The following is a 23,848-nucleotide window of genomic DNA, read 5'->3' as shown; positions in this document are numbered from 1 at the left end:
GATGTCTTTAACCAAGCAAGACGCAGTCAATCAGATGATGGGTTTTTTTCAGGCCAAGGCGCTGACCGCCGCGCTGGCGCTGAATCTGTTTGATTACCTGCGTGATGAAGATCTTGACGCGGCGCAGCTGGCGGAGCGGCTTGAATGCCCCAGCCGCTCGACCGAACAGCTGCTGATTGCGCTGCAGGCGATGGGTTACCTCGAAAAGCGGGGCGGCCGCTATCACTTACCCCCTGAGCACCGTGAATTTCTGGTGAGCGATGAGCCGCAGTGGCTGGGCTGGCTGGGGCGCCATATCGATACCTTCCTGTATCCGCTGTGGGGCGATTTGAAACACGCGGTGCAAACCGATACCCATCAGCGTCGCGCCGTGTTCGGCGACGATCGCAGCTGGTTCGACATTTTGTACCAGAACCCGAACGACGTGGCTGATTTTCAGGAATTTTTGGGCAAATTCGCCATGCCCTTTATCGAAGGCTTTGTCCGCGACTATGACTTTGCACAGCATCGCGCCTTTCTCGATATCGGCAGCGGGATCGGCAGTTTGCCGATGGCCGTCGCTGACGCGTATCCGCAGGTTCGGCTGGCGATCTGCGAACTGCCGCAGGCGTCGGCATTTTTGCGCGATCGTCTGGCGCTGCAAGGCTACGGCGAAAGGATCGACGTGGTGGAGGGCGATGTGATCGCCGGCGATCTGCCGCTTGAGGATTACGATCTGATCCATCTGGGATGGATGCTGCACGATTATGCGCCGGAAACCCAACTGGCCATTTTGCGCCATATCTATCAGGCGATGCCGGTCGGCGGCCGCTTTATCGCTTCTGAAACGCCGTTGAATGCGGACAAGTCAGGGCCGGAGTTTACCGCCTTGCTGTCGCTGAACATGTTGGTTTCCACCGACGGCGGTATTGAAAGCAGCCCGCAAGAGTATCTGGAAAGATTTCACCGCGCCGGATTCAGCAATGCCCGCATTGTGACGATATCCGGTCCTCGCACACTGATCGTCGGCGAAAAACGTGCTGGCGAGTAACGGGAGCTCATCATGCTAGAAAGCAAACTGATAAATCATATTGCCGATCAATTCCTGGATGGCGAACGGGATGGTCTGAACGCGCAAACGCCGTTGTTTGAGCTAAACGTCGTCGACTCAGCCGCGATTTTCGACCTGGTGGATTTTTTACGCCAGGAGTCTGATGTGACGATCGGCATGCAAGAGATCCATCCGGTTAATTTTGCCTCCGTACAGGCGATGGTGGCATTGGTGCAGCGGCTGCAGACGCCGTCGACATTGGGAGGTGAAGCATGAGCATGCAAGGTGTTGAGACCGCCGCTGAACGGCAGGCGTTTATCCGCCAGTCCGTCGTACAGACTTTTGCCCGGCTGACCGAGTATGAACCCGCGGCGCTGGCGATGAACAGCCATCTGGAGCATGACTTGGGCGTTGATTCCATTGCGCTGGCGGAGATTGCCGCGACGCTGAATCGCCAGTTTCAGCTGAACACCCCGCTGCAGGTGCAGGAAATCAAAACCATTCAGGACGCGCTGGACGGTATTTTACAGCGCGAGCCTACGCTGCCCGAAGCGCAGAAGGCAGCGCCAGATGCAGCGACGCCGCAGCAGTGGCTGGGCGCTTTATTGCGCCGCGTATTTGCCGCCCATAGCGGCTATGACGCCGAAGCGCTGACGCCGGACGCCGCCATTGAAGGCGATCTGGGCATCGATTCGGTCGCGGTGGTGACCGCGCAAAGCGAGATCTTAAAGGCGCTGCGCCTCAGCGATGACGTCGCCCTGCAACGTTGCGCGACGCTGGCGGAGCTGCAGGCATGCCTGACAGCGCGCCTGACGCAGGAAAAAGGCGAGGACTGGTTCCGTCAGCTGGCGACGAAGGAGGCCGGCGCGTCGTCTGATGAGATGTCTGATGATGCGGAGACGCTGACCACCGCAGCGGCAGCCGGTGCAGAATCCCGGCTTGCGGAGATTGGCGATGCGCGCACCATGCGCGACTTTGTCGGCATTGAGCACCCGGATTTGTTCCACAAGGCGCGTGAGTTCAGAGATTTTTATCGCGACAAAAAAGACCGCCAGCTTTATTGGTACGGTATGCCTCTGGAAACTCCGTGTAAAAACCGGGCGGTTATGTTTGACGATATCACCGGTAAAAGCCGCGAATTCCTGATGTTTGGCTCCAACAGCTATCTGGGACTGTCGAATCATCCGGAAGTGATCCAGGCCATTCAGGATGCGGCGGGGTTATACGGCGCGACCAATACCGGCTGCCGCATCATCGCCGGCAGCAACGTGCTCCACCTGGAGTTGGAGCGTAAGCTGGCCAAACTTAAAGGGCGCGAGGACTGCATCGTGTATCCTTCCGGCTATTCGGCCAACCTGGGCTGTATCTCCGCCCTGACCAGCCGCCATGACCTGGTATTCACCGACGCCATCAACCATATGAGTATCCAGGATGGCTGTAAGCTGGCGGGCGCGCAGCGCAAAATTTACGACCATTCGCTGACCAGCCTGGAAAAGTCGCTGGCCAAATACGCTGACCATCCCGGCGGTAAACTGATTGTGACCGACGGCGTCTTTAGCATGCACGGTGACATCGTCGACCTGCCACGCCTGATGAATCTGGCGGAGCGTTATGGCGCACGGGTGCTGGTGGATGATGCGCACTCGACCGGCGTATTGGGCAAGACCGGTTCGGGGACGGCGGAGCACTTTAATATGAAGGGCCGGGTGGATCTGGAGCTGGGCACCATGAGCAAAGCCCTGTCAGGGCTGGGCGGCTTTGTCTGCGCCGACGGGGAAGTGGTTGAGTTTCTTCGTTTTTATTCCAACTCCTATGTATTCGCCGCCACGATCCCCGCGCCGGTCGCCGCCGGCGTGATTGCCTCCATCGACGTCATGCTGCGGGAACCGGAGCGCCTGACGATGCTCTGGGACAATATCTATTACTTCCGAACGCTGTTGCTGAACGCCGGTTTTGACCTTGAGCATTCGGCATCGGCCATCGTGCCGATCGTGGTGGGGGATGACGCGAAAACGCTGCTTTTCGGGCGTGCGGTGCGTGCGCGCGGCCTGTTTTGCCAGACTGTGGTGTTCCCCGGCGTCAGCGTGGGGGATGCGCGCCTGCGGATCAGCATCACCAGCGAACATACCCGGGAAGATTTGGACGAGGCCTACGCCATTCTGGTGGCGGCGGCTCAGGAGGTCGGCGTTCCCGTCAACGCCTCGTCTGTTCGGGATGCGCGCCCGCACGTCGCGGAGGCCTAGCGTATGGCGATCTTATCTTCGTTTATTCTGGACGGCCTGTTCAGGCATGCGCGCCAGACGCCGGACAAAACGGCGCTGCTGTGCGGCGAACGGCGGTGGAGCTTCCGCCAGCTGGCTGAACATGCCGGCGCGATGGCCGCCGCGTTGCGGCAGGCCGGCGTTGCCGATCAGTCGGTACTAATCAATTTGCCGAAAAGCCCGGAGGCGGTGGCCGCCATCTATGCCACCTGGCTGAGCGGCAATCATTATATCCCTATCGATTACAGCCAGCCGGCCGCGCGGCTGGAACGTATTATCGCTGCGGCCGAGCCGGCGCTGATTATTGATGAGGATTGGCTGCACAGTTTCGCCGAACGTGCGGACGGCGTCCCGGAATGGCCGGCGGAGCCGGTCATTCTCACCGATCCTATCGCTGCAATTCTCTATACCTCCGGCTCGACGGGCACCCCGAAAGGGGTGCAAATCAGCCACGGCATGCTGGCCTTTTTTATTCGCTGGGCGATAGGCGACACGCAGCTGACGGCGCAGGATACCCTGGCGAACCACGCAAGTTTTGCGTTCGATCTGAGCACGTTCGATCTGTTTGCCGGCGTCAGCGTTGGCGCCGTGATATGGATTATCCGTGAAGACGAGCAGAAGGACTGCCGCGCTATTGCGCAGGGGCTGCAAACCCACGGCGTCAGCGTGTGGTACAGCGTGCCCTCCATCCTGGCGATGCTGGAAAAAAGCGGGCAGTTAACCGCTCCCGGCTGTGCAGCGTTGCGCCAGGTCATTTTCGCCGGCGAACCGTACCCCGTTGCCGCGTTGCGGCGCCTGTTGCCGCATCTGCCCGCGCAGTGCCGCATCAGCAACTGGTATGGCCCGACGGAAACCAACGTGTGCACTGCTTATCCGGTAGCGCGGGCAAGCCTGGAGCGACTGGAGCACGTGCCGATCGGCTATCCGCTGACGGGCGTGGATGCGCAACTGATTGATGAGCAGGGCCGACGCCACCCGCTGGAGCAGGCGTTGGGAGTACGCGGCGAATTGCTGATCGGCGGGCCATGCGTTACGCCCGGCTATAGCAACGTGGCGGTTTCCCGACAGAGCGAATGGCATCCCCGACAATTCCATGCAACGGGCGACTGGGTGGAAATGACGGCGGACGGTCTGGTTTTCCGCGGCCGTCTCGATGATATGGTCAAGATTAATGGCTACCGGGTTGAGCTGGGGGAAATTGAATCGGCGATCCATCACCATCCGGCGGTGAATCAGGCTGCGCTGTACGCTGAATTGGGCGATCTCAAACAGAAGCTGGTGGCGGTCATCAGCCTCCGCTCTGGTGTGACGCCGCCGACCTTGCTGGAACTCAAACAGTTTTTACAGTCCAGGCTCCCTGCCTACATGATCCCTAACCGGTTGATTATCGCCGACACCCTGCCGGTGAATGCCAATGGCAAGGTGGATCGGCAGCGACTGGCCGAGGTAAATGTTTAATGAGTCAGGAACAAGAGACACAGTCGCTGGCGGTGGTCGGCATTGGTTGCGTGCTGCCCGGTATTGAACGTTTCAGCCGGCTGAACAGCCCGGCGGACTGGCAGGCGTTGCTTGATGCGCCGCCGGTGCTGATGACGCATGATGAGGAGGCGGTGGCGATTCGTGGCCGGCGGGTGGACGATGCGGAGTTTGATTTCAAGAAGTTTTCTATTCCGCCGTTGTTCAAAACGGCGGTCAGCCGGGAAACCCGTCTGGCGCTGTTGGCGGCCGAAGATGCCATGCGCGATTTGGCGCTGCCTGCGGCGCTGCGCGATCGCTGCGATCAATTCTGTGCCACGCACTTGGGCAGCGATGCGGCCTATCGCAATGCGACCAAAGTGAGCGCGCTGCGGGCGCTGGCCGAGCGGCTCAGTGAGCAGGGATACGCGCCAGCGGAGGTACAGAGGCGGATTGATGAATATAAACAGCCGCTGGCTCAGGCGTTAGGGAGCACCTCACACGACCGGGTGGGGGAAATGGCGTCGAGCATTCCGGCGCGCATCGCGCATTTTGCACAAACGCGCGGCAAGTGCCAGACCCTTGACGGCGCCGATTTGGGCGGTTTTCGTTTACTGCAATTGGCTCAGGACTGCTTCCGCCATCAGGACAGCCAGCTGGCGGTGCTGACCAGCGTGCAGTGTTTTCACCATTGGCCGCAGGCGGCCATGCTGCTGGCGCAGAGCGTCTGCGCAACGCATTGCTGGCTGGAGGGAGCGATCAGTCTGGTGGTGTGTCCGCCGTCGCTAGCCCGGCAGCATGGTTGGCCGATCCTGGCCCGGCTTGGCGCATTGACCAGTGACAAACTCGAACGTCAGCAGCAGGCCACCGGTCGGCGTCCGGCTTATTTTTCCGGTGCCAATCAGGTTTTTTGTCAACTCCTCGAGATGCTGCTGCACCAGCGCCGGGAGTGCGGCGGCGACTCTTTTACCGGCCGTCGTTGGAACATTGACACTGCGCCGACGCGGTGTGATCAGCCGACGGCGCAGCGCATCGCGATTGTTGACTATCAGCCGGTTACCGCCCAGGGAGGCGACAAAGCGCGCTTTTGGCAGACGCTGTCTCAGGGAGACGATGCATTACGCGATCACGGCGTGGATCAGCTGCATCCGGGGGCGTTTGTCCGGCCAGCCCCGCAGAAGCTCAGCGCATACACCCGTCGGGCGATGGGGTTTCCTACGCACGATTCCGCACAGATCCCCCTGAATAAAGCGATGATGCCGGCCAAAAAGAAGCGGCTGGATGTGACGCAGCTTTATGCGCTTAATGCTTGCGGTGAATGGGCTGAAAAGCTGCGTCCGTTTAAACGGGTGGCGATCGTCGTCGCCAGTAACCTGTCCCTGAGCGCTGACCGGTTGCAGGCGATGACGGCGCTGTGGTCTGCCTTGCCTCAGACGGCAGGGCCGGTTCCGCAGCCGCCTCAGCCAGAGATCAACCGTTGGAGCTGGTACGGCGCCAGCGGCATTGGCACCGCGCAACTGCTGGCCGAGCATCTTGGTATCGATGCGGACTGCTATGCGGTGGAGGCCGCCTGCGCCAGCTCGCTCGCCGCGCTGCATAACGCGGTCAGGGCCTTGCAGGCGGGGCGTTATGATGCGGCGATCGTCGGCGGTATCGAGACGGCGACGCTGGAGCGCGATATTGTGCTATGCAGCGCGCAGATGATGCTTTCCGCCACGCGTATTCGCCCCTTTGCCGAGAATGCGGACGGCTTCACACCAGGCGACGGCGGCGGATTTTTTATGCTGAGTCGTCATCCGAGCGAACAGGCGCTGGCCTCCATTGAGGCAATTTCCGGCTCTTGCGATAGCTATTCCATGACCGCACCGGATCCTGCGGGACAGGCGTTGGCGATTGAAAAAACGCTGGGCCTGCAGGCGATCGACCCGCGGCGCGTGCAGTATATCGAAGCGCACGGTACGGGGACGGTGCTTGGCGATCGGGCCGAGGTGTCATCGCTGCAGCACAGCTATGCCCGGGCAGGGCACACTCCGCTGTATCTCGGCTCGGTGAAATATAACTTCGGCCACTGTTTCGCCGGGGCGGCCGCGCTTAGCCTGTGCAAAGTGTTAAGCGCCTTCGAGCAGGGGAAAATTCCGCCCACGCCGGTGTCTGCGTTAAATCTTGAGCTGCCGCTGGCAACCATTCCCGCAGAAATTCCCCAATGCACGCTCCCTTGGCCACTGCCGGAGGAAGGAGGACGCAGGGCGGCGATCAATGCCTTCGGCACCGGCGGTATTAACTACCATTTGCTGCTCAATCAATCGGTGTAAGAGGATTTCATGCATACCATCATCCATAAAATTCGTTTGAAAGATATTGCCCATCGCGCCGCATTTCGCGAGTGGGTGGAAACCGTCGACTATCCGGCCTGCAGCCGTCTGGATGCGGTACGCGCCTTTGAAGTGGTTGAGGTCAGCCAGGAGGCGGATGCGCCGTTTCACTTTATTGAAATTATTCATTTAAGCGCGATGGATGCCTTTGAGCGTGAGATGCAGACTCCGCTGTTTCAGAGCCTGGTCGCTCGCTTCGATCAAATGGCGGAAGTGGTGGCAGAGATTGCAGGAGAACGGATTGCCGATGGCTACCAGCAATAATCACCGTGCGCAAACGCGGATTGTCGTAACGGTTGGCAACGCCGGGCGCCGCGCCGCCGAGTCGGCACTGCAGCACCGGCAGCGGGTGAGGAACCGCGCGCGTGAACAGGCCGTGGCTTTACTGAACCGGGTGTGGTGCGGCGATAAGACGTCGGTTTATGCCGGTGGTTTCACGCTGCGTTCGCGACCCGGCGGTCAGCCGGTGGGCGAGCATCCGCAGCAGGGACAGCGGGCCGTATCGCTCAGCCATTCGCAGTCGTGGTATGCCGGCACCACCGGCGACGGCGCTATCGGCATCGACCTGCAGCACTACCGTTCCTTTGGTGCCTCTGCGCGTCGTCAGGCTTTTACTGCCGGCGAACGCCGGTTGGGGCTGGTTCAGTCCTGCGCCGCCTGGGCGATTCGCGAGGCTTTTTTAAAAAGCCACGGCCGCGGTTTACCCCATCGGCTGAACGACATTCGTATCGACTGGCGCAATCAGCGGGTGTTGAGCGTCGACGGTGGCCTGGCGCGCCGACATTTTTGGCTGTGGTACAGCCTAGAGTGGGTCTGTGCGCTGTGCTACTCAGGAATGCCGGCTTTGACGCCGTGGGTAGAGGTGGAGGTGCGTGATGATGCATGAATCGTTTGTTCTGGCGCTGCAGCACGCGCTGGATATTGCGCGCCTGGCGCCGTCGTCACATAACTGCCAGCCCTGGTCGGTTCATTACGATGTTGTAACGCGCTGCGGAACGCTGGCAATTGACCGGCGGCGTGCGTTGTGCGGGCTGCCGTCGCTGGAACGTGAAATGCTGATGAGCTGCGGGATTTTCTTTGAATACCTCAGTGCGTTGCTGGGCTATGCCGGTCGGCCGATCGAGTGGCGCTGGGTCGGGGATGGGCACGGCACCGCCTCGGACGTGTTGATCGCTTTTTCCCCTGCGGCGGAACGGAGGGCGGACGCGGATGCGCATCGCCTGCTGACGCAGGCGATAGCGCAGCGGCATACGGCCCGTTCGTGCTATCAGCCAACGCGCATCAACGATGAACAGTACATACGGTTGAAGGAGCTATTTGCCGGTACGGCGGCCACCCTCAGCATTGAGCAAGACGCGTCGCTGCGTGCTGATATCGCCCAGTTGATCGCCCGTCATGCCGCTCTCGACTTTGCCGACCGGCGCGCCTGGCAAGAAACTTACCAGTTTATTCGGTTTGATGAGCGGCGTCCTGCCGACGACGGTTTCTGTCTGCATCATCTGTTCGGGCCGGTGTCCGGCTCGTTCAAATACGCCTTTCGGCTGGCGTTTCATCCGCGCCTGCATCGCTTCACCACCGGTTTGCGTCTGCCCGAGCGGATGGCGAAGGGGCTGGCCGATCTCGTGGCGCAGGGACCGCAATATCTGGCGATCGGTCTGAAAGAGGAATGCAACGAAGCGCTGTTTATGACCGGGATGCGCCTCGGCCGGCTGTGGCTGGTGCTGCAAGACTGGGGATGGGGACTGCACCCGCTCAGTGTCCTGGTGCAGCATGCTGCACCGCGCCGTGAGCTGGCCGCCGCATTGGCGCTTGACGAACAGCCGGTCTTTTTTGCGCGTTTCGGCCATCTGCAGCAGCCGGGCAGCGCGACGCCAAGACGCAGTTGGCAAAACATTTTAACCGCGTCACGTTCGGCACCGCCGACAGGGATCGACACTTTATAACTTATCTCAGAAAGGAGTACGCAATGAACGTTTGGATTGCATTGGCGATTGTATTACTGATTCTCTCCGTACTGGCTTTTGTCTCCAGCCGCAACGCTCAGGACACCCGGCCGATGTTTTTATGGGGATTCAATGCCATGGGACCGGTTGCTTTGGTGTATTGCTATTTCGGCGCGGGCGATGTGTCCCACAAGGCATTGATTCTGATCCTGGTTGGTTTGTATCTGCTGCGCATGAACATTGTGCTGACGCGTTGGTACGGCAATACCGCCGCGTCCAAACTCAAAGAGGTGATGCCAACGCAGCAGCTGCCCTGGCTGGCGGTGATGATGGTTAATATTTTCGGCTGGTTGTATTGCCTGCCCTTTTACTGGGGCAGCCAGTTGCAGGGGCCTTGGGGGCTGCAGCAGTGGCTGGTCATTGGTTTTTATCTGGTCGGCACCTGTTTTCACTTTGGCAGCGACTACCAAAAACGGCGCTTCAAACAGGATCCCAAGAACAAAGGGCGTATTCTCGACGTCGGCTTCTGGTCGATAGCGCGCCATCCCAATTATTTTGGTGACTTTTTAATTTTCGTCAGTTTTGGGCTGCTGGCTGGCAACTGGTTTGGCATCATCGCGCCGCTGACTAACCTGGTGCAATACTTTGCCGATGCAATTCCCAAGAGCGAGAAAATGGCTGAGAAACGCTATGGAGAAGCCTGGCTGGACTATAAGCGTAAAGTGAAGTGCTTTATTCCATTTATTTTTTAGCCGCGCTCTGCAGGTCAGAACACGCTTTACGATGGAGCCACCAGGCTCCATTTTTGATTGGCGTTCAGCACGGTGCGGCCAAAGCGCGTCCCGGCGACGCCTGTTGAGCCATCAGCGCCACTACCCAATCAATAAATACGCGCAGTTTGGCGCTGACGTGCCGGTTGGGGCGAAAGGCGATATAGAGCGGCATCGGTTCAAACCGCCAGTCGGTAAACAGCGGGGTCAGTTCGCCACGGGCCAGCGAGGGGGCGGCCATATAATCGGGCAGCCACAGGATGCCCAGCCCCGCCAGGCCGGCGGTCAGATAGGCATTGCCGTCATCAACGGCGAGGATATAGCGCCCGTGAACCTTCACCTGTTCCTCACCGCGGCGCATGGCGTAGGGCAGCGGCTTGCCGCTGCGCGCCCAGAGAAACCCCACGATGCGGTGATGGCTATCTTCCAGTTCGCGCGGATGCGCGGGCACGCCGGCCTGCGCCAGATAGGATGGTGTGGCATAGGCGCCAAGCTGCAGATCCGCCACGTGACGGGCCACCATGGACTGGTCGCTGATTTCTCCGCCGCGCACTACGCAGTCTACCTGTTCGCCAATTAAATCCACGATGCGATCGCTGACGCCCATATCAATCTGAATATCCGGGTATTGCGCGTGAAAGTCGGGAAGCGCCGGCACCAAAATCATCCGCGCCAGCGGGCTGGGCACATCGATCCGCAGCCGTCCGCGCGGCGCGGCGGCTGCGCCGGACAGGCTGGTTTCTGCATCATCCAGGTCGGCCAGCAGCCGTACCGCACGTTCATAATAGGCGGCGCCGTCGGCGGTGAGATGCACCCGACGGGTGGTGCGGTTGAGCAATTTGACGCGCAGCCGCGCTTCCAGTTGCTGAACCAGCTGGGTCACCGTTGTTCTGCTGATATGGAGGGTTTCAGCGGCTTTGGTAAAGCTGCCGCTGTCCACCACGCGGACAAAGGCCTGCATTGCATCGAATCGATCCATATTGCCTGAGGACCTCCGGATTGTTTGCGCTTTGCAAACAGTGATGGCGGATTTTGCCAGTTTATTCGCCGGGCGGCGGACTTTAAAGTTTTTGTTCACTCAACTTTTGGTGAATAAACCCGCACAGGAGATCGATCATGGCGAAGCGAGATGTGGTATTCCCCGCAGGGCGTCAGGCACTGTATGAACGTAACCATTATTCCCCGGCGATTCGCGCCAATGGCCTGCTGTTTGTATCAGGCCAGGTTGGCAGCCGCGAGGACGGCTCACCGGAACCTGACCTGACGGCGCAGGTGCATCGTGCTTTCGGCAATCTGAATGCGGTGCTGCAGGCCGCCGGTTGCTCTTTTGATGATGTTATCGACGTCACCGTCTTTATGGTGGATCCGGAATCCACCTTTCGCACCGTGTGGGACGTGGTGCCGCAGTATTGGGGCAGCGCGCCGCACCCGACCCTGACCGCCGTCGGCGTTACCTGGCTTTATGGTTTCCAGTTTGAAATCAAGGTGATTGCCAAACTGCCGTAGAACGGGGGAGGCTGACGGGGCGAGCCGTTACTGCGCCTGCGCCGGAGGAAGCATCGGCTGGTGCAGGTTATCGTTCGGCGCAAACTCTCATTGTGTTTGTTGATCGCGATTTGCCTGGCGGATTTCCGGCACCCTATACTGACCATTCATCGTGCGCAATGAATGGAGTCATAATGAAGGAAGGTAATAACGTACTGATATTGGATGATATCTATTATCAAATAGATGACTCGGTCATTCTGGATTCGGTCTCTTTGACGCTCAAATCCGGTGAGTTCAAGCTGATCACCGGCCCCTCCGGCTGCGGGAAAAGTACGCTGTTGAAAATAGTTTCTTCACTGATTAGCCCAACCCGCGGCGCTATTATCTTTGACGGCAAGAATATTAACGAACTGTCGCCCGAACATTATCGTCAGCAGGTTTCCTACTGCTTCCAAACGCCGGCGCTGTTTGGCAGCTCGGTGTTTGACAACCTGGCACTGCCTTACCAGATTCGCCGCGTCAAACCGGATGAGGAAAAAATGAAGCAGGATCTGCGGCGCTTTATGCTGCCGGAGAGCCTGCTGCAAAAGAGCATTAACGAACTGTCCGGCGGTGAGAAACAGCGGATTTCGCTGATCCGCAACCTGCAGTTTGTGCCTAAAGTCCTGCTGTTGGATGAAATCACCAGCGCGCTGGATGAAGAAAATAAGCATAACGTTAACGAAATAATCCGCCAGCTGGTCGAGCAGCAGGATATGGCCGTGCTGTGGGTAACACACGACCGGGATGAAATTGCGCATGCCGACGATATTATCGAGCTACAGGCGCATCGGGCACGGGAGACGGCCAATGAACCAGCATAACATCACGAATGAATCACTGGGGTTGTCGATGATTCTGGTGCTGGTGGCGATTTTAATCAGCCATAAAGAAAAGCTGGCGTTGGAAAAGGATATTATCTGGAGCATCTGCCGGGCGGTGGTGCAGCTGATTATTGTCGGCTACGTGCTGAAGTATATTTTCGCCTTGAATAACGAAGCACTGACGGTGCTGATGGTGCTGTTTATCTGCTTCAATGCGGCTTACAACGCCAAAAAACGCAGCAAGTATATTGAGCATGCTTTTGTCACTTCGTTTATCGCCATAACCACCGGCGCGGCGCTGACGCTGATCGTGCTGGTGTTGACCGGCTCGATAGAATTTACGCCGATGCAGGTGATTCCGATTTCCGGCATGATCGCCGGCAATGCCATGGTGGCTGTCGGGCTGTGTTACAACAATCTGGGGCAGCGTTTCAAAAGCGAGCAGCAGAAGATCCAGGAAATGCTCAGCCTGGGCGCCTCGCCGAAGTTTGCGTCCGCTGCGCTGATTCGCGACAGCATTCGCGCATCGCTGATCCCGACCATTGATTCGGCAAAAACGGTGGGGCTGGTCAGCCTGCCGGGCATGATGTCCGGTTTGATCTTTGCCGGTATCGATCCGGTGAAGGCGATCAAATACCAGATTATGGTGACGTTTATGCTGCTGTCTACCGCCAGTCTGTCGACCATTATCGCCTGCTATCTGGCATATCGTAAGTTTTATAACCAGCGCCACCAGCTGGTGGTGACCACGCTGAAGTAAAACCGCGTACGGCCTCTGGCAAGAGGCCGTTATTTTATCGGCTACGGCGCCTGCAGCAGCGCGATGCTTTGGCGAATTTCCCGTTCGATATCCGCTTCCGTCCAGCCGTTCAGCTGCGAAGAGAATGGCTCGAAGGCGTAAATGCCCCGGTAGCCCAGGCGCTCCAGATTCTGCACCTGTTTTTTACTCTCCAGACGATCCCGTTCGCTCAGCATAATGCGCTCCTCATCGCCCAGCGTCTCTTTGGCGCGAGGATCCTCGACGCCGGAAAGGTGCACCAGACCGATCCGATCGATTTGGATCTGCGCATCGAATTCTTGCTGAGCAGGCGCGCTCAGGTAATGGTGGAAAGTGTCCAGTACGATCTTATAGGGTGCGCCGGCATCGCGGATAATCGCCTGGCTCAGCAGGGACGAACGCAGGGAACTGATGCCGAAGCCGAGCGGCTCCACATAGCCCTCAACGCCGTAGCGCTGGAACAGCGGCGCCAGTAGTTGCAGCGCAGCCAGCGTATCCTGCTGCTTTTGCTCATCGCTGCGGCGATCGTCTTTGCTGCAGTGCGGACAAAGTACCAGCGCCTTGCTGTGAATGGCCTGCGCCTGCGCCAGCAGCGCTTGCGCATTGCCAAGCAGCATCTCTTGGTCATCCAGCAGGTTAAACATGCCGAGCGCATTGATGGTGATAATTTCAATGCCGTATTTCGCCGCCAGCGCATTGAGCTGCTCATTGCTTAAATCATCGGTCACTTTGCCGCTGGGCATATCGTTGCGCAACTCAACCTTGTTAAGGCCGCATTTTTTTACCAGTTGGAAAAAACGCTCCAGATCGAGATTCGGGGCTATTTTTCGATTGATACAGAAGCGATCCAGCGCAATGGCCATGGTGTCTGACTCCCAAAAGTGAAGGTTAGGGTTTTTCATTGGGTAACGATAAGGATTCGGCCGTGGCTACAGGCTGGCGGTAGCGTTTGGCCATCACCACCTGCTCCATTTTTTCCAGCGATACGCCTTTGGTTTCCGGTACGAAACGGCAGATAAACCAGTAGCTGAACATACAGCAGGCGGCGAATACCCACATCGGGAAGGCGCCGTGGAAGGTGGAGAACAGGTAAGGGTTGTCGTTGATCATCGGGAAGGTTTGCGAGACGGCGAAGTTGGCGACCCACATACAGCCGACGGCGATGCTCATGCCCTCTGAACGCATCCGGTTCGGGAATATTTCGGAGATCAGCACCCAACAGCCGACACCCCAGGAGAGCGCGTAGAACAGCATAAAGAACAGCATGCCGAACAGGGCGAAGTAACCGGTGGTTTCACTATAGAGTGCGTAGGAGGTGATCAACAGACCAATAATGGCGCCCAGAGTGCCGAAGCGCATCAGCGGCAGGCGGCCGATGCGGTCCATCAGCAGCGCGCCGATCGCCGAGCCGACCAGTTGCAGCACGCCGATCCAGATGGTCTGGAACAGGGCTTCCTGCGCGTTGCTGGTGACGGTTTTCAGCACTACGGGGGCGTAGTACATCATTACGTTGACGCCGGTGACCTGCTGCAGCATGGCGACCATGCAGCCGACGAACAGGATGAAACGCACGCGTTTGTCCCGGTAACTCAGCTTTTGCTTGGCCTGTTGCAGGTCTTGCCGCAGGGATTCCTTGATTTCTTTCAGCACGTTGCGCGCGTGGGCTTCATTGGAGACGAGAGTCAGCGTCGCCAGTGCCTTGTCTTCCTGGCCTGCCATCACGTTCCAGCGCGGTGATTCAGGGATGATAAACACCAGAATGCAGAACAGGATGCAGGGCACCACTTCCGAACCAATCATCCAACGCCAGCCCATATCGATCAGCCAGGCTTCCGAGGCATAACTGGCGATTTTAAAGTTGACGTAAAAGATCAGGATCTGGCCAAACACGATGGCAAACTGCTGCATGCTCAGCGCCCGCCCGCGCATGTCTTTTGGGGAGACCTCCGACATATACATTGGGGAGACGGTGGCGGCGATGCCTACCGCCAGACCGCCGATCATGCGGTAGATGACAAACCAGGTGAAAGTCTCGGCCAGCGCGGCGCCGATGGCGGAAATAGTGAACAACAGCGCCGCCAGCACCAGCGCTTTCTTGCGTCCGTAGCGGCCGGCCAGCGGACCGGCGCCGAATGCGCCCAGCACGCAGCCGAGTACCACGTTGGACACCGCCCAGCCGGTTTCTGCCGGGGTGAGGTGGAAATAGGCTTTCAGCGCCTCGATGGCGCCGGAGATCACGGCGGTGTCATAGCCGAACAAAATACCGCCGAGCGCCGCAATGCCGCATATACGCAGTACGTACCCTGTATTATGTTTTCGCTGATGTGACATATGTTGCTCCGATTTTTATCCATATTTCCGCTCGCAATGCGTGTTGTAGGGGGAAGGCGGGCGGAAGGTGTGAACCGTGCCTGTCATCAAGGCGTGTTTATTCGGGTAATTCAGGTCTGAGAAGAACATTTATTTCATATTTGTGGAATAATGAAATATTGATTTTTAGACGCAGTTCAAAAAAATCGTTAGAAAAGAAAAATCGCATACCCATTTATTGCGAAGCGAAAGGCAAGAAAACCGACTGCTCCAGCGGGCATTAGCGGGTGATGTTAAGGGTTTTCATGCCGTCTGGCGGGACAGGGCGCTTTCCCATCGGTTGCACATCGCGGCGTAGCGTTACCTGAAAAATTGCGATCGGCCACGCTAAAAATAAAATTTCCAAAACGTTTTATTTGAAACTTTTTTTTCAATGGAATAAGGTTTACTTCATTCGACCAGGGCTTAGCCTGTCTGCGGGTGCCGTAAGACATCGCGCTATCTGGAGGCTCTCCTGGTCATCGCGGCATGTTGAAAAGAGGGTGGAACATGAAAATCGTGGGTAACTTTATCGACGGGCAGGTTTGTCCGAGCAGCAGCAATCAAAGCGTGGACGTGCATAACCCGGCGACCGGGCAGGTTGAGTGTCAGGTAACGCAAAGCACCGCCGCCGAGGTTAAACAGGCGATCGATGTCGCGCACCGGGCGTTTGCCGGCTGGTCGCGAACCACCCCGCTGCGCCGCGCACGCATCATGTTCAATTTCAAAGCGCTGTTGGAACAGCATCGGGAAGAGCTGGCGCAGCTGATCGTCAGCGAGCACGGCAAAGTATATTCGGACGCGCTGGGCGAACTGACGCGCGGCATGGAAGTCGTGGAGTTCGCCTGCGGCATTCCGCACCTGATGAAAGGGGAATATTCCGCCGACGTTGGCACCGGCGTCGACAGTTTTTCCCTGATGCAGCCGCTGGGCGTGGTGGCCGGCATTACCCCGTTCAACTTCCCGGCGATGGTGCCGATGTGGATGTTCCCGATTGCGCTGGCCTGCGGCAACACCTTCGTGCTAAAGCCGCCGGCGTTGGCGCCGTCGGCATCGGTGCGTATGGCGGAGCTACTGAAAGAGGCCGGCCTGCCGGACGGCGTCTTTAACGTGGTGCACTGCGGCAATGAAAATGCCGCGCAGCTGTGCACAGATCCGCAGATCCAGGCAGTAAGCTTTGTTGGCTCTTCCACCGTCGCCGAGCATATCTACACCACCGCCAGCGCCCACGGCAAGCGCGTGCAGGCCTTCGGCGCCGCGAAAAATCAGGCGATTATCATGCCGGATGCCGATCTGGACGCCACGGTGAATGCCCTGATGGGCGGGGCATTTGGTTCCGCCGGCGAACGCTGTATGGCGCTGCCGATTGCGGTGGTGGTCGGTGACGACACTGCGGATAAGCTGATTGCCAAATTGAAACCGCTGATCGCTCAGCTGCGCGTCGGGCCTGGCCTGCAGCAGGGCGGCGAAGAAAACGAAATGGGGCCGTTGGTCTCTTCTGCGCACCAGCAGAAAGTTCTGGGCTATATTGATGTGGGCGTCGAGGAAGGCGCGACGCTGGTGGCGGACGGCCGCAACTACAGCGTGCCGGGGCATCCGGACGGTTATTACGTGGGAGGCACGTTGTTTGATCACGTTACGCCGCAGATGCGCATCTACCGTGAAGAGATCTTCGGGCCGGTGCTGGGGATTGTGCGCGTCGCCAGCTATCAGGAAGCGATCGACACGGTGAACGGCCATGAGTTCGGCAACGGCAGCGCCATCTTTACCAGCAACGGCCACTATGCGCGCCAGTTCGTGCATGAGGTGCAGGCCGGTATGGTCGGGGTCAACGTACCGGTGCCGGTGCCGATGGCATTCCATAGCTTTGGCGGCTGGAAGCGTTCGGTGTTCGGCGCGCTCAACGTACACGGTGCCGACGGCGTGCGTTTCTATACGCGTATGAAGACGGCGACGGCGCGCTGGCCTTCCGGCCAGCAGACGGTGTCTGAATACAGTATGCCGACCTTAGGCTGATCAACCATATGCAGGCGCGGCTCAAGCAGAGTAAAGCCGCGCCTGTTGCGATAAGCAACGGACATACGCGCCGACGGTATTGCACCTGGCGGGTTGTCTTGACGGTAACAGGAGGGTTTCATGTCTTCATTGCTTGCGAAATGCCAGCCGCCCGATAGCCAGGGGCGTATTCAGCATGTTACGCCGGAAAACGCCGACTGGCGTTTTGTCGGTTTTGACGTCTATCGCCTTGAGGCGGGGAAAACGCTGACGCTGAGCAGCGACGATAAAGAGCTGTGCCTGGTATTGGTGGCCGGCATTGCCTCCGTTGCGACGCAGCATGCCGAATATCCCCATATCGGCAAACGTATGAGTCCGTTTGAGCGGACGCCGCCCTATGCGGTTTATGTGCCGCATCACGACCAGGTTATCGTGCGGGCCGAAAGCGAGCTGGAACTGGCAGTATGCAGCGCGCCGGGAAGCGGGCATTTGCCTTCGCGCCTGATTACGCCGGCGGACGTGGGTGTTGAACGGCGTGGCAAAGGGCGCAACCAGCGGCTGGTGCACAATATCTTGCCGGACGATAAGCCGGCGGACAGCCTGCTGGTGGTGGAGGTATACACCGACGAGGGCAATACCAGCTCCTACCCCAGCCATAAGCACGATCAGGAAGACTCTGCGGATGAAACCTATCTGGAAGAGACTTATTACCACCGCATTGAGCCGGAACAGGGGTTCTGCATGCAGCGCGTGTACACGGACGACCGCTCACTGGACGAGTGTATGCCGGTGTATAACCGCGATGTGGTGAAGGTGCCGCGTGGTTATCATCCGGTGGCGACCCTGGCCGGTTACGATAACTACTACCTTAACGTGATGGCCGGTCCAAAGCGCCTGTGGAAATTTACCTGGGAAAAAGATCACGCCTGGATTAACGGTGATGACTACCCGCAGAAATAGCCGCATCGCCACAAAGGTGACGACGATGGCAAAAGGGGGCGAACCAGGTGTTCGCCCTTTACGCATTTATGCGTCTTTAGCGTTATTCAGCGCCAGCGAAACGGCCAGCGTCTGCGCCAGACACATTGACGCGACCTGCGAACGGAAACCATCCACCTGCGCTTCCCGGACCACAAAACACACGTCGCTAAAGGCCGCCAGCGGGCTTACCTGGCTGTCGGTAATGGCGATTTGCTGCGCGCCCTGTTTGGCGCCCAGCTCCACCAATTCCAGCGCTTCTCTGGCGTAGGGCGAATAGCTGATGGCGATCACCACGTCTTTTGGCTTCACCATGCCGAGCTGCTCGGTAAACATGCCGCCCAGGCCGTCAATCAGGAAGGCGCGGCGCTCCAGGTGGCGCAGGGCATAGGTCAGGTAGGAGGCGACGCTGAACGAGCGGCGCAGGCCAATCACGTAAATATTCTCTGCATTTTTCAGCAGTTCTACCGCCTTCTCCAGCTGCGCGCCGTCGATTTGCGCCGGCAGTTGCTGCAACGCCTGCGCATTCACCATGGTGAACACGTTGAGAATTTCAGCCGGGTTTTCCGGCGCGGCGTTGTCGTCTGTAGAGGTCTGGCGGAACAGGCGGGCGCGCTCGGTATAGTTAACCGTCTCTTCCATCAGGTGCTGACGAAAAACCTGTTTCATTTCATTGAAGCCGCTGAAGCCAAAGGCGTTGGCAAAGCGGATCAGGGTTGACGGCGGAACGCTGGCCTGTGCGGCGATGGAGGCCACGGTGTCGAACGCAATGCTGTTGCTGTTATCCAGAATATAACGCGCGACCTGTTTCAGACGTTTGCTGAGCGTTTCGTAACGGTGGCGGATTTCGTCTTGTAATAGCGAAAGTTGAGTTGGGTTATTCATCCATTCGGCTCACAATATTGGCTAAAGCGCTAAGAGGCCTGCGCCTGGAGTATTTATTCGTCATTCTAACAGACGGAGCGGAAGTTTCATTTCATCAAAAAGCGATTTATTTCAACGCAGGTTGCGTTAGTTCACAGAAAATGGGCAAAAAAAGCCCCCTAAAGTCGTAAACATGCTTTAAGGGGCCGGAGGATATCGTTTTAAGGGTGGTGGGTTACACCATCGCGTTGTGGACGATATAACCGCCAGAAACCGATCAGCGTAAGATATTTCTGTTTAACCTGCGCAATTAAAGAAGAATCATCTAGCTCACCCTGCAGCCAGAGGCGTGACGGCTGGCCGAAAATGGTACGGCCTACCGCAAACCCTTTCACCCAGCGCTCATCGGCGGCGGCGGCAAAGCCGGCCTTCAGCGCGTCTTCCGGCGCGTCCAGGCCCAGAATGACCACGCCGCGGCAGTCGGGATCGGCGGCTTCGATCAGCTCGCCGACCTGGCGCCAGCTTGCTGCGCTCAGCGGCGGCAGTTTCCACCAGTCGGGTTTTATCCCTAACTGATAGAAGTGCGCCATGATTTCCAGGTAGTAACTTTCATCTTTATCGCTGCTGTCCTCGGGTAAAATCACTTCAAGCAGCAGTTCATGGCCGGTTTTGCAACATCCCTGATAGACGTCATTAATCAGCGCATCCTGCTCGTTGCGCAGTTCGACGGGATCGTGGGGATGATAAAACACCAGGCATTTCACCACGTGTTCCAGCGGCCAGTCGACCAGCTGAGAGCCGATGTTGCCATGTTCCAGACGCAGCGGACGTGAGCTGGGCTGCTCGATCGGACGGCCAATCCACCATCCCTCACCGGTGATTTCATTCAGCGCGGCCTGGCCGTAAGTGGTGTCGGCCAGAATACCGCTGTTGCCCTGCAGGCCCGCCTCGTCTGCCGCCTCTTTGGCGGCGGTCAGCAGCAGGGATTTCAACTGTGGAATGCGTTCTTCACCTACGCCGGCTTCGCGCGCCATATCTGCCAGCTGTTTGCGGTGGTCAAAGGCGAAGACGCACAGTTCCGGCCACTGTTGCTTGCGCGTGGTGACGCGGTGCAGGTGGTTCAGGCGCGCATCGCGATCTGGGCGCGGCACCTGCTGCTCGCGTGCCAGGTAATCGTCCAGTTCGCGCCTGGTCGGCATCGCCGGGGCGCAGCCATGGCGCGATACCACCAGCGCACCGCAGGCGTTGGCGTAGCGGCACGCCTGATCCCAGCCCTCGTCATTCAAATAGCCGCGCAGCAGGCCGGACATAAAGGCGTCGCCGGCGCCGAGCACGTTAAGCACTTCAACCCGCACGCCGCAGTGCAGTTTTACCGCCTGCCAATCGCTCGGGATAGCCCCTTCAAATACCGAGCACCCTTGTGCGCCGCGTTTACATACCAGCGTCGCCTGGCTGACTTTGCGTACGTTGGCCAGCGCGGTCAGCGTATCGGTGCTGCCGCCGGCAATATGAAATTCCTCTTCCGTGCCGACGATCAGGTCAAAGTGGTGCAATACCTCCTGCAGTTCGCGCGTGACCTTGTCCGATTCGACAAAGCGCGTTTCGCCGTCGCCCAGCGACGTCAGGCCCCACAGCACCGGACGGTAGTCAATGTCCAGCGCCTTGCGCAGCCCGTGGCGATGCGCGTACTCCAGCGCCTGCAGCACGGCGGCGCGCGTGTTGGGGTGGGACAGATGGGTGCCGGTAATTGCCAGCGCACGTGACGAGGCGATGTAGGACTCATCAATGTCGTCAGGCGTTAACGCCATATCGGCGCAGTTATCACGGTAGAAAATCAGCGGGAAGGTTTCCTGATCCTTGATGCCGAGGATCACCAGCCCGGTCAGCCGCTGCTTGTCGGTGATCAGGCAGCGGGTGTCCGCCCCCACACGCTGAAGCTCTTCACGTAGGAAACGCCCCATATGTTCATCGCCGACGCGGGCCAGCATGCCGGACTTCAGCCCCTGAATCGCCGTGCCGTAGGCAACGTTGCCGGAAGATCCGCCGAGGTATTTGGCAAACGTGCTGGCGTCTTCCAGGCGTGCGCCGATTTGCTGCGCGTAGAAATCGACGGCGATGCGGCCGAGACAGATGACATCAAGCTGTTTTTGTTGTGAAACCATAGCCCTTTCCTTCTGTATTAAGCAAAAGCCGACTGCGACCCGATAAGCGGAGGTTAGCAGGAATCATTGCGTTGAGTATGAGGAATAAAAATTCCAATTTCAATATTAAATGAAATTTACCACCCAAGTCGCAACACGCTGTGACGTCGAGGCGCGCGTCTGCCGCTATCAGGCGGCGGCATTGCGGGCTTGCGCGTAGGTTTTGCCGTATTAATGTTGGCTTTTCATCGCCGTGGGCTGCGCTTGGTGAAGGCGGCGACAGGTTGCGCTAATCAGTCTGAAAGCGTTGACGGCATGGGGAAGATGCGCTTTGAGCCGGCGTTGAAATAAGGTTTTCATTAGAATGCGATCTTTATCGCAAAATGAAATGTTTTTTCTGATGCGTGATTTTATGAAAAATATATTTGTTTATAATCGCTGCATGTTTCAGGTTGCTGAAGGTGTGCGCAATCTGTCTGAACCCGGCCCAAGATATCAGCGAATTCAGGGCAGGAAAACCGTTCCGTAATCTCAGCGGTGATGCCGACCAGGGCTAAGTCGGGCATCAGGCCATCATTAGGGGGAGAGAATGAGTAAGATCAGATTGACCATGGCGCAGGCGCTCGTCAAGTTCCTCGATAACCAGTATCTGCTGGTGGATGGCGTCGAAATCAAATTTGTGAAGGGCATATTTGCGATTTTCGGCCATGGCAATGTGCTGGGCCTTGGGCAGGCGCTGGAGCAGGATCGCGGGCAGTTAACCGTGCTTCAGGGGCGCAATGAGCAGGGGATGGCCCATGCAGCGACCGGCTTTGCCAAGCAGAAACTGCGCCAGCAGATTTACGCCTGCACCTCTTCCGTCGGCCCCGGCGCGGCCAACATGGTGACCGCCGCCGCTACGGCGAGCGCCAACCGCATTCCTTTATTGTTGCTGCCCGGCGACGTCTTCGCCTCGCGCCAGCCGGACCCGGTGCTGCAGCAGATCGAACAATCCTATGACCTGAGCATCAGCACCAATGACGCGTTTCGCGCAGTCAGCAAATACTGGGATCGCATCACGCGTCCGGAGCAGCTGATGAGCGCCTGCATCAACGCCATGCGCGTACTGACCGATCCGGCGGAAACCGGTGCGGTAACGCTGTGCCTGCCGCAGGATGTGCAGGGCGAAGCTTACGACTATCCAGAGTACTTCTTTCAGAAACGGCTGCATCGGCTGGAACGTCGGCCGGCGACGGCCGGAGCGCTCGGCGATGCGCTGGCGCTGCTGGCCGGCAAGAAAAAGCCGTTGCTGGTATGCGGCGGCGGGGTGAAGTATTCCCAGGCGGGCAAGGCGCTGCAGCAGTTTGCCGAGCGTTTTCGCATTCCCTTTGCGGAAACTCAGGCCGGTAAAGGGGCGGTCGTTTCCGACCATCCTTATAACGTCGGCGGTATCGGCGAGACCGGCTGCCTGGCCGCCAATACGCTGGCGAAGCAGGCCGATCTGGTGATTGGCGTTGGCACCCGTTATACCGATTTCACCACCTCCTCCAAATGGCTGTTCCAAAACCCGGACGTCGAATTCCTGAACATTAACGTCAGCGCGTTTGATGCCGGCAAACTGGACGGCGTGCAACTGCTGGCCGACGCGCGTGAAGCTTTGCAGGCGTTAGGCGAACTGGCAACGCAGCAGGATTATCGCGCCGATTGGGGCGATGCCGTTGAACAGGCCAAGGCGGCGCAGCAGAAAGAAACCGAGCGGGTTTACTCCGTTGCTTATACCGGCGCCGATTTCGTGCCGGAAATCGACGATCATCTCAACCGTGAGCAGGTCTTTGCCGAGTTTATTGCCCAGACGGGCTCCTCGCTGACTCAAAGCCGCGTGCTGGGGGTGCTGAATCAGCAGTTGCCGCAGGACAGCGTGATTGTGGCGGCGGCCGGCAGCCTGCCGGGGGATTTGCAGCGGGTGTGGCGCAATCGCGGTGAGCATGGCTACCACGTGGAGTATGGCTACTCCTGCATGGGGTATGAAGTGAACGCCGCGCTGGGCGTCAAACTGGCCGAGCCGCAGCGGGAAGTGTACGTCATGGTGGGCGACGGCGCATTTATGATGCTGCATTCCGAACTGGTCACCTCCATTCAGGAAGGGTGCAAAATCAACGTGGTGCTGTTCGACAACATGACCAATGGCTGCATCAACAACCTGCAGATGGAGCACGGCATGGACAGCTACACCACGGAGTTCCGTTTCCGTCAGGACGGGGAACTTAACGGCGGGCTGGTGCCGGTGAATTTCGCCATGCTGGCGGCGGCTTACGGCTGCAAGACCTACAGCATTACCACCGAACAGCAACTGATTGAAGCGCTGGCCGATGCGCGCCAGCAGACGGTTTCCACGCTGCTGGATATCAAGGTGCTGCCGAAAACCATGGTGCATAAGTATCTCAGCTGGTGGCGCGTGGGCGGAGCCCAGGTGGCGGACAGCGACAAGATCGTTGCGGTGGCCCGTCAGCTGCAGGAAAACATCGACAAGGCCCGTGATTACTGATGATTACGGCTTTTATCCAGTTTTAAATCCAGAGGAT

At 58.4% G+C, this 23,848-nt stretch carries 20 protein-coding genes; 15 read left to right on the top strand and 5 right to left on the bottom strand.

Features of this window, described 5'->3' with window-relative positions:
• The first annotated feature begins 1 nt into the window (after position 1).
• Genes CLM71_RS22670 through CLM71_RS22630 form a run of 9 tightly spaced genes read left to right on the top strand, consistent with a single transcriptional unit; the run spans position 2 to position 9,813 of the window.
• On the top strand, positions 2 to 1,030 hold the full coding sequence (locus tag CLM71_RS22670) for a methyltransferase (RefSeq protein ID WP_105232986.1): 1,029 nt from the start codon (positions 2 to 4) through the stop codon (positions 1,028 to 1,030).
• A gap of 12 nt (positions 1,031 to 1,042) precedes the next feature.
• The gene (locus CLM71_RS22665; RefSeq protein ID WP_105232985.1) at positions 1,043 to 1,306 is read left to right on the top strand and encodes an acyl carrier protein; all 264 of its coding nucleotides are present in this window, start codon (positions 1,043 to 1,045) and stop codon (positions 1,304 to 1,306) included.
• Positions 1,303 to 3,273 carry an aminotransferase class I/II-fold pyridoxal phosphate-dependent enzyme gene (locus CLM71_RS22660; RefSeq protein WP_105232984.1) on the top strand — a complete coding sequence of 657 codons (1,971 nt, stop codon included), beginning with the start codon at positions 1,303 to 1,305 and terminating at the stop codon, positions 3,271 to 3,273. The genes CLM71_RS22665 and CLM71_RS22660 overlap by 4 nt, the downstream gene beginning before the upstream one ends.
• A 3-nt stretch (positions 3,274 to 3,276) precedes the next feature.
• A complete protein-coding gene (locus CLM71_RS22655) occupies positions 3,277 to 4,749 on the top strand; it encodes a D-alanine--poly(phosphoribitol) ligase (protein ID WP_105232983.1) in 1,473 nt (490 codons plus the stop codon).
• Positions 4,749 to 7,058 carry a polyketide synthase gene (locus tag CLM71_RS22650; RefSeq protein ID WP_105232982.1) on the top strand — a complete coding sequence of 770 codons (2,310 nt, stop codon included), beginning with the start codon at positions 4,749 to 4,751 and terminating at the stop codon, positions 7,056 to 7,058. The genes CLM71_RS22655 and CLM71_RS22650 overlap by 1 nt, the downstream gene beginning before the upstream one ends.
• A 9-nt stretch (positions 7,059 to 7,067) precedes the next feature.
• Positions 7,068 to 7,382 carry a RedY gene (locus CLM71_RS22645; RefSeq protein ID WP_105232981.1) on the top strand — a complete coding sequence of 105 codons (315 nt, stop codon included), beginning with the start codon at positions 7,068 to 7,070 and terminating at the stop codon, positions 7,380 to 7,382.
• A complete protein-coding gene (locus CLM71_RS22640; protein WP_105232980.1) occupies positions 7,366 to 8,004 on the top strand; it encodes a 4'-phosphopantetheinyl transferase superfamily protein in 639 nt (212 codons plus the stop codon). Before CLM71_RS22645 ends, CLM71_RS22640 begins: the two co-directional genes overlap by 17 nt.
• The gene (locus CLM71_RS22635) at positions 7,994 to 9,061 is read left to right on the top strand and encodes a prodigiosin biosynthesis protein PigM (protein ID WP_105232979.1); all 1,068 of its coding nucleotides are present in this window, start codon (positions 7,994 to 7,996) and stop codon (positions 9,059 to 9,061) included. The genes CLM71_RS22640 and CLM71_RS22635 overlap by 11 nt, the downstream gene beginning before the upstream one ends.
• A gap of 23 nt (positions 9,062 to 9,084) precedes the next feature.
• A complete protein-coding gene (locus CLM71_RS22630) occupies positions 9,085 to 9,813 on the top strand; it encodes a DUF1295 domain-containing protein (RefSeq protein WP_105232978.1) in 729 nt (242 codons plus the stop codon).
• 64 nt (positions 9,814 to 9,877) lie between these two features.
• On the opposite strand, the gene CLM71_RS22625 is transcribed toward CLM71_RS22630, so the two are convergent.
• Positions 9,878 to 10,810, bottom strand: coding sequence for a LysR family transcriptional regulator (locus CLM71_RS22625; RefSeq protein WP_105232977.1), 933 nt, complete (start codon positions 10,808 to 10,810; stop codon positions 9,878 to 9,880).
• Positions 10,811 to 10,947: 137 nt separating this feature from the next.
• Between CLM71_RS22625 and CLM71_RS22620 the strand changes: the two genes are divergently transcribed.
• The 3 genes from CLM71_RS22620 to fetB all read left to right on the top strand — a co-directional run bounded on the left by CLM71_RS22620 (position 10,948) and on the right by fetB (position 12,942).
• Positions 10,948 to 11,337, top strand: a complete 390-nt coding sequence (locus CLM71_RS22620) for a RidA family protein (protein ID WP_105232976.1) — start codon at positions 10,948 to 10,950, stop codon at positions 11,335 to 11,337.
• A gap of 173 nt (positions 11,338 to 11,510) precedes the next feature.
• Positions 11,511 to 12,182 (top strand): iron ABC transporter ATP-binding protein FetA, encoded by a 672-nt coding sequence (gene fetA / locus CLM71_RS22615; protein ID WP_105232975.1) that lies wholly within the window; start codon positions 11,511 to 11,513, stop codon positions 12,180 to 12,182.
• Positions 12,169 to 12,942 (top strand): iron export ABC transporter permease subunit FetB, encoded by a 774-nt coding sequence (fetB, locus tag CLM71_RS22610; RefSeq protein ID WP_015962249.1) that lies wholly within the window; start codon positions 12,169 to 12,171, stop codon positions 12,940 to 12,942. The genes fetA and fetB overlap by 14 nt, the downstream gene beginning before the upstream one ends.
• Positions 12,943 to 12,983: 41 nt before the next feature.
• Here fetB and CLM71_RS22605 read toward each other — a convergent pair whose 3' ends face one another.
• Together CLM71_RS22605 and CLM71_RS22600 are read right to left on the bottom strand one after the other, a co-directional pair.
• Positions 12,984 to 13,823: a TIM barrel protein gene (locus CLM71_RS22605; protein ID WP_105232974.1), complete on the bottom strand. Its 840-nt coding sequence runs from the start codon at positions 13,821 to 13,823 to the stop codon at positions 12,984 to 12,986.
• Positions 13,824 to 13,848: 25 nt separating this feature from the next.
• Positions 13,849 to 15,291 carry a sugar porter family MFS transporter gene (locus CLM71_RS22600; protein ID WP_105232973.1) on the bottom strand — a complete coding sequence of 481 codons (1,443 nt, stop codon included), beginning with the start codon at positions 15,289 to 15,291 and terminating at the stop codon, positions 13,849 to 13,851.
• A gap of 528 nt (positions 15,292 to 15,819) precedes the next feature.
• Between CLM71_RS22600 and CLM71_RS22595 the strand changes: the two genes are divergently transcribed.
• Together CLM71_RS22595 and iolB are read left to right on the top strand one after the other, a co-directional pair.
• Positions 15,820 to 17,325, top strand: coding sequence for a CoA-acylating methylmalonate-semialdehyde dehydrogenase (locus tag CLM71_RS22595; RefSeq protein ID WP_105232972.1), 1,506 nt, complete (start codon positions 15,820 to 15,822; stop codon positions 17,323 to 17,325).
• A 120-nt stretch (positions 17,326 to 17,445) separates the two neighbouring features.
• Complete coding sequence (gene iolB, locus CLM71_RS22590; RefSeq protein ID WP_105232971.1) at positions 17,446 to 18,264, top strand: 5-deoxy-glucuronate isomerase; 819 nt, start codon at positions 17,446 to 17,448, stop codon at positions 18,262 to 18,264.
• 66 nt (positions 18,265 to 18,330) lie between these two features.
• On the opposite strand, the gene CLM71_RS22585 is transcribed toward iolB, so the two are convergent.
• The gene (locus tag CLM71_RS22585; protein WP_105232970.1) at positions 18,331 to 19,167 is read right to left on the bottom strand and encodes a MurR/RpiR family transcriptional regulator; all 837 of its coding nucleotides are present in this window, start codon (positions 19,165 to 19,167) and stop codon (positions 18,331 to 18,333) included.
• A 200-nt stretch (positions 19,168 to 19,367) separates the two neighbouring features.
• A complete protein-coding gene (iolC, locus tag CLM71_RS22580) occupies positions 19,368 to 21,308 on the bottom strand; it encodes a 5-dehydro-2-deoxygluconokinase (RefSeq protein ID WP_105232969.1) in 1,941 nt (646 codons plus the stop codon).
• A 568-nt stretch (positions 21,309 to 21,876) separates the two neighbouring features.
• On the opposite strand from iolC, the gene iolD reads away from it, so the two are divergent.
• Entirely contained in the window at positions 21,877 to 23,811 is a 1,935-nt protein-coding gene (gene iolD / locus CLM71_RS22575) for a 3D-(3,5/4)-trihydroxycyclohexane-1,2-dione acylhydrolase (decyclizing) (RefSeq protein ID WP_105232968.1), read from the top strand.
• Positions 23,812 to 23,848: the final 37 nt, after the last annotated feature.

The sequence above is a fragment of the Serratia sp. MYb239 genome, from assembly GCF_002966855.1.
Lineage (GTDB): Bacteria > Pseudomonadota > Gammaproteobacteria > Enterobacterales > Enterobacteriaceae > Serratia_B > Serratia_B rhizosphaerae.
Note: the sequence above shows the minus strand (reverse complement) of the source record. Positions and strands in the feature narration are given on the sequence as shown.

Excerpts from the sequence above, each read along its gene's own strand:
- CLM71_RS22585 (WP_105232970.1), bottom strand. The coding sequence starts at position 19,167 with ATGAATAACCCAACTCAACTTTCGCTATTACAAGACGAAATCCGCCAC.
- CLM71_RS22640 (WP_105232980.1), top strand. The coding sequence starts at position 7,366 with ATGGCTACCAGCAATAATCACCGTGCGCAAACGCGGATTGTCGTAACG.
- CLM71_RS22665 (WP_105232985.1), top strand. The coding sequence starts at position 1,043 with ATGCTAGAAAGCAAACTGATAAATCATATTGCCGATCAATTCCTGGAT.
- CLM71_RS22625 (WP_105232977.1), bottom strand. The coding sequence starts at position 10,810 with ATGGATCGATTCGATGCAATGCAGGCCTTTGTCCGCGTGGTGGACAGC.
- fetA (WP_105232975.1), top strand. The coding sequence starts at position 11,511 with ATGAAGGAAGGTAATAACGTACTGATATTGGATGATATCTATTATCAA.
- fetB (WP_015962249.1), top strand. The coding sequence starts at position 12,169 with ATGAACCAGCATAACATCACGAATGAATCACTGGGGTTGTCGATGATT.
- CLM71_RS22650 (WP_105232982.1), top strand. The coding sequence starts at position 4,749 with ATGAGTCAGGAACAAGAGACACAGTCGCTGGCGGTGGTCGGCATTGGT.
- CLM71_RS22645 (WP_105232981.1), top strand. The coding sequence starts at position 7,068 with ATGCATACCATCATCCATAAAATTCGTTTGAAAGATATTGCCCATCGC.
- iolC (WP_105232969.1), bottom strand. The coding sequence starts at position 21,308 with ATGGTTTCACAACAAAAACAGCTTGATGTCATCTGTCTCGGCCGCATC.
- CLM71_RS22660 (WP_105232984.1), top strand. The coding sequence starts at position 1,303 with ATGAGCATGCAAGGTGTTGAGACCGCCGCTGAACGGCAGGCGTTTATC.
- CLM71_RS22600 (WP_105232973.1), bottom strand. The coding sequence starts at position 15,291 with ATGTCACATCAGCGAAAACATAATACAGGGTACGTACTGCGTATATGC.
- CLM71_RS22605 (WP_105232974.1), bottom strand. The coding sequence starts at position 13,823 with ATGGCCATTGCGCTGGATCGCTTCTGTATCAATCGAAAAATAGCCCCG.
- iolD (WP_105232968.1), top strand. The coding sequence starts at position 21,877 with ATGAGTAAGATCAGATTGACCATGGCGCAGGCGCTCGTCAAGTTCCTC.
- CLM71_RS22635 (WP_105232979.1), top strand. The coding sequence starts at position 7,994 with ATGATGCATGAATCGTTTGTTCTGGCGCTGCAGCACGCGCTGGATATT.
- CLM71_RS22595 (WP_105232972.1), top strand. The coding sequence starts at position 15,820 with ATGAAAATCGTGGGTAACTTTATCGACGGGCAGGTTTGTCCGAGCAGC.
- CLM71_RS22670 (WP_105232986.1), top strand. The coding sequence starts at position 2 with ATGTCTTTAACCAAGCAAGACGCAGTCAATCAGATGATGGGTTTTTTT.
- CLM71_RS22630 (WP_105232978.1), top strand. The coding sequence starts at position 9,085 with ATGAACGTTTGGATTGCATTGGCGATTGTATTACTGATTCTCTCCGTA.
- CLM71_RS22620 (WP_105232976.1), top strand. The coding sequence starts at position 10,948 with ATGGCGAAGCGAGATGTGGTATTCCCCGCAGGGCGTCAGGCACTGTAT.
- iolB (WP_105232971.1), top strand. The coding sequence starts at position 17,446 with ATGTCTTCATTGCTTGCGAAATGCCAGCCGCCCGATAGCCAGGGGCGT.
- CLM71_RS22655 (WP_105232983.1), top strand. The coding sequence starts at position 3,277 with ATGGCGATCTTATCTTCGTTTATTCTGGACGGCCTGTTCAGGCATGCG.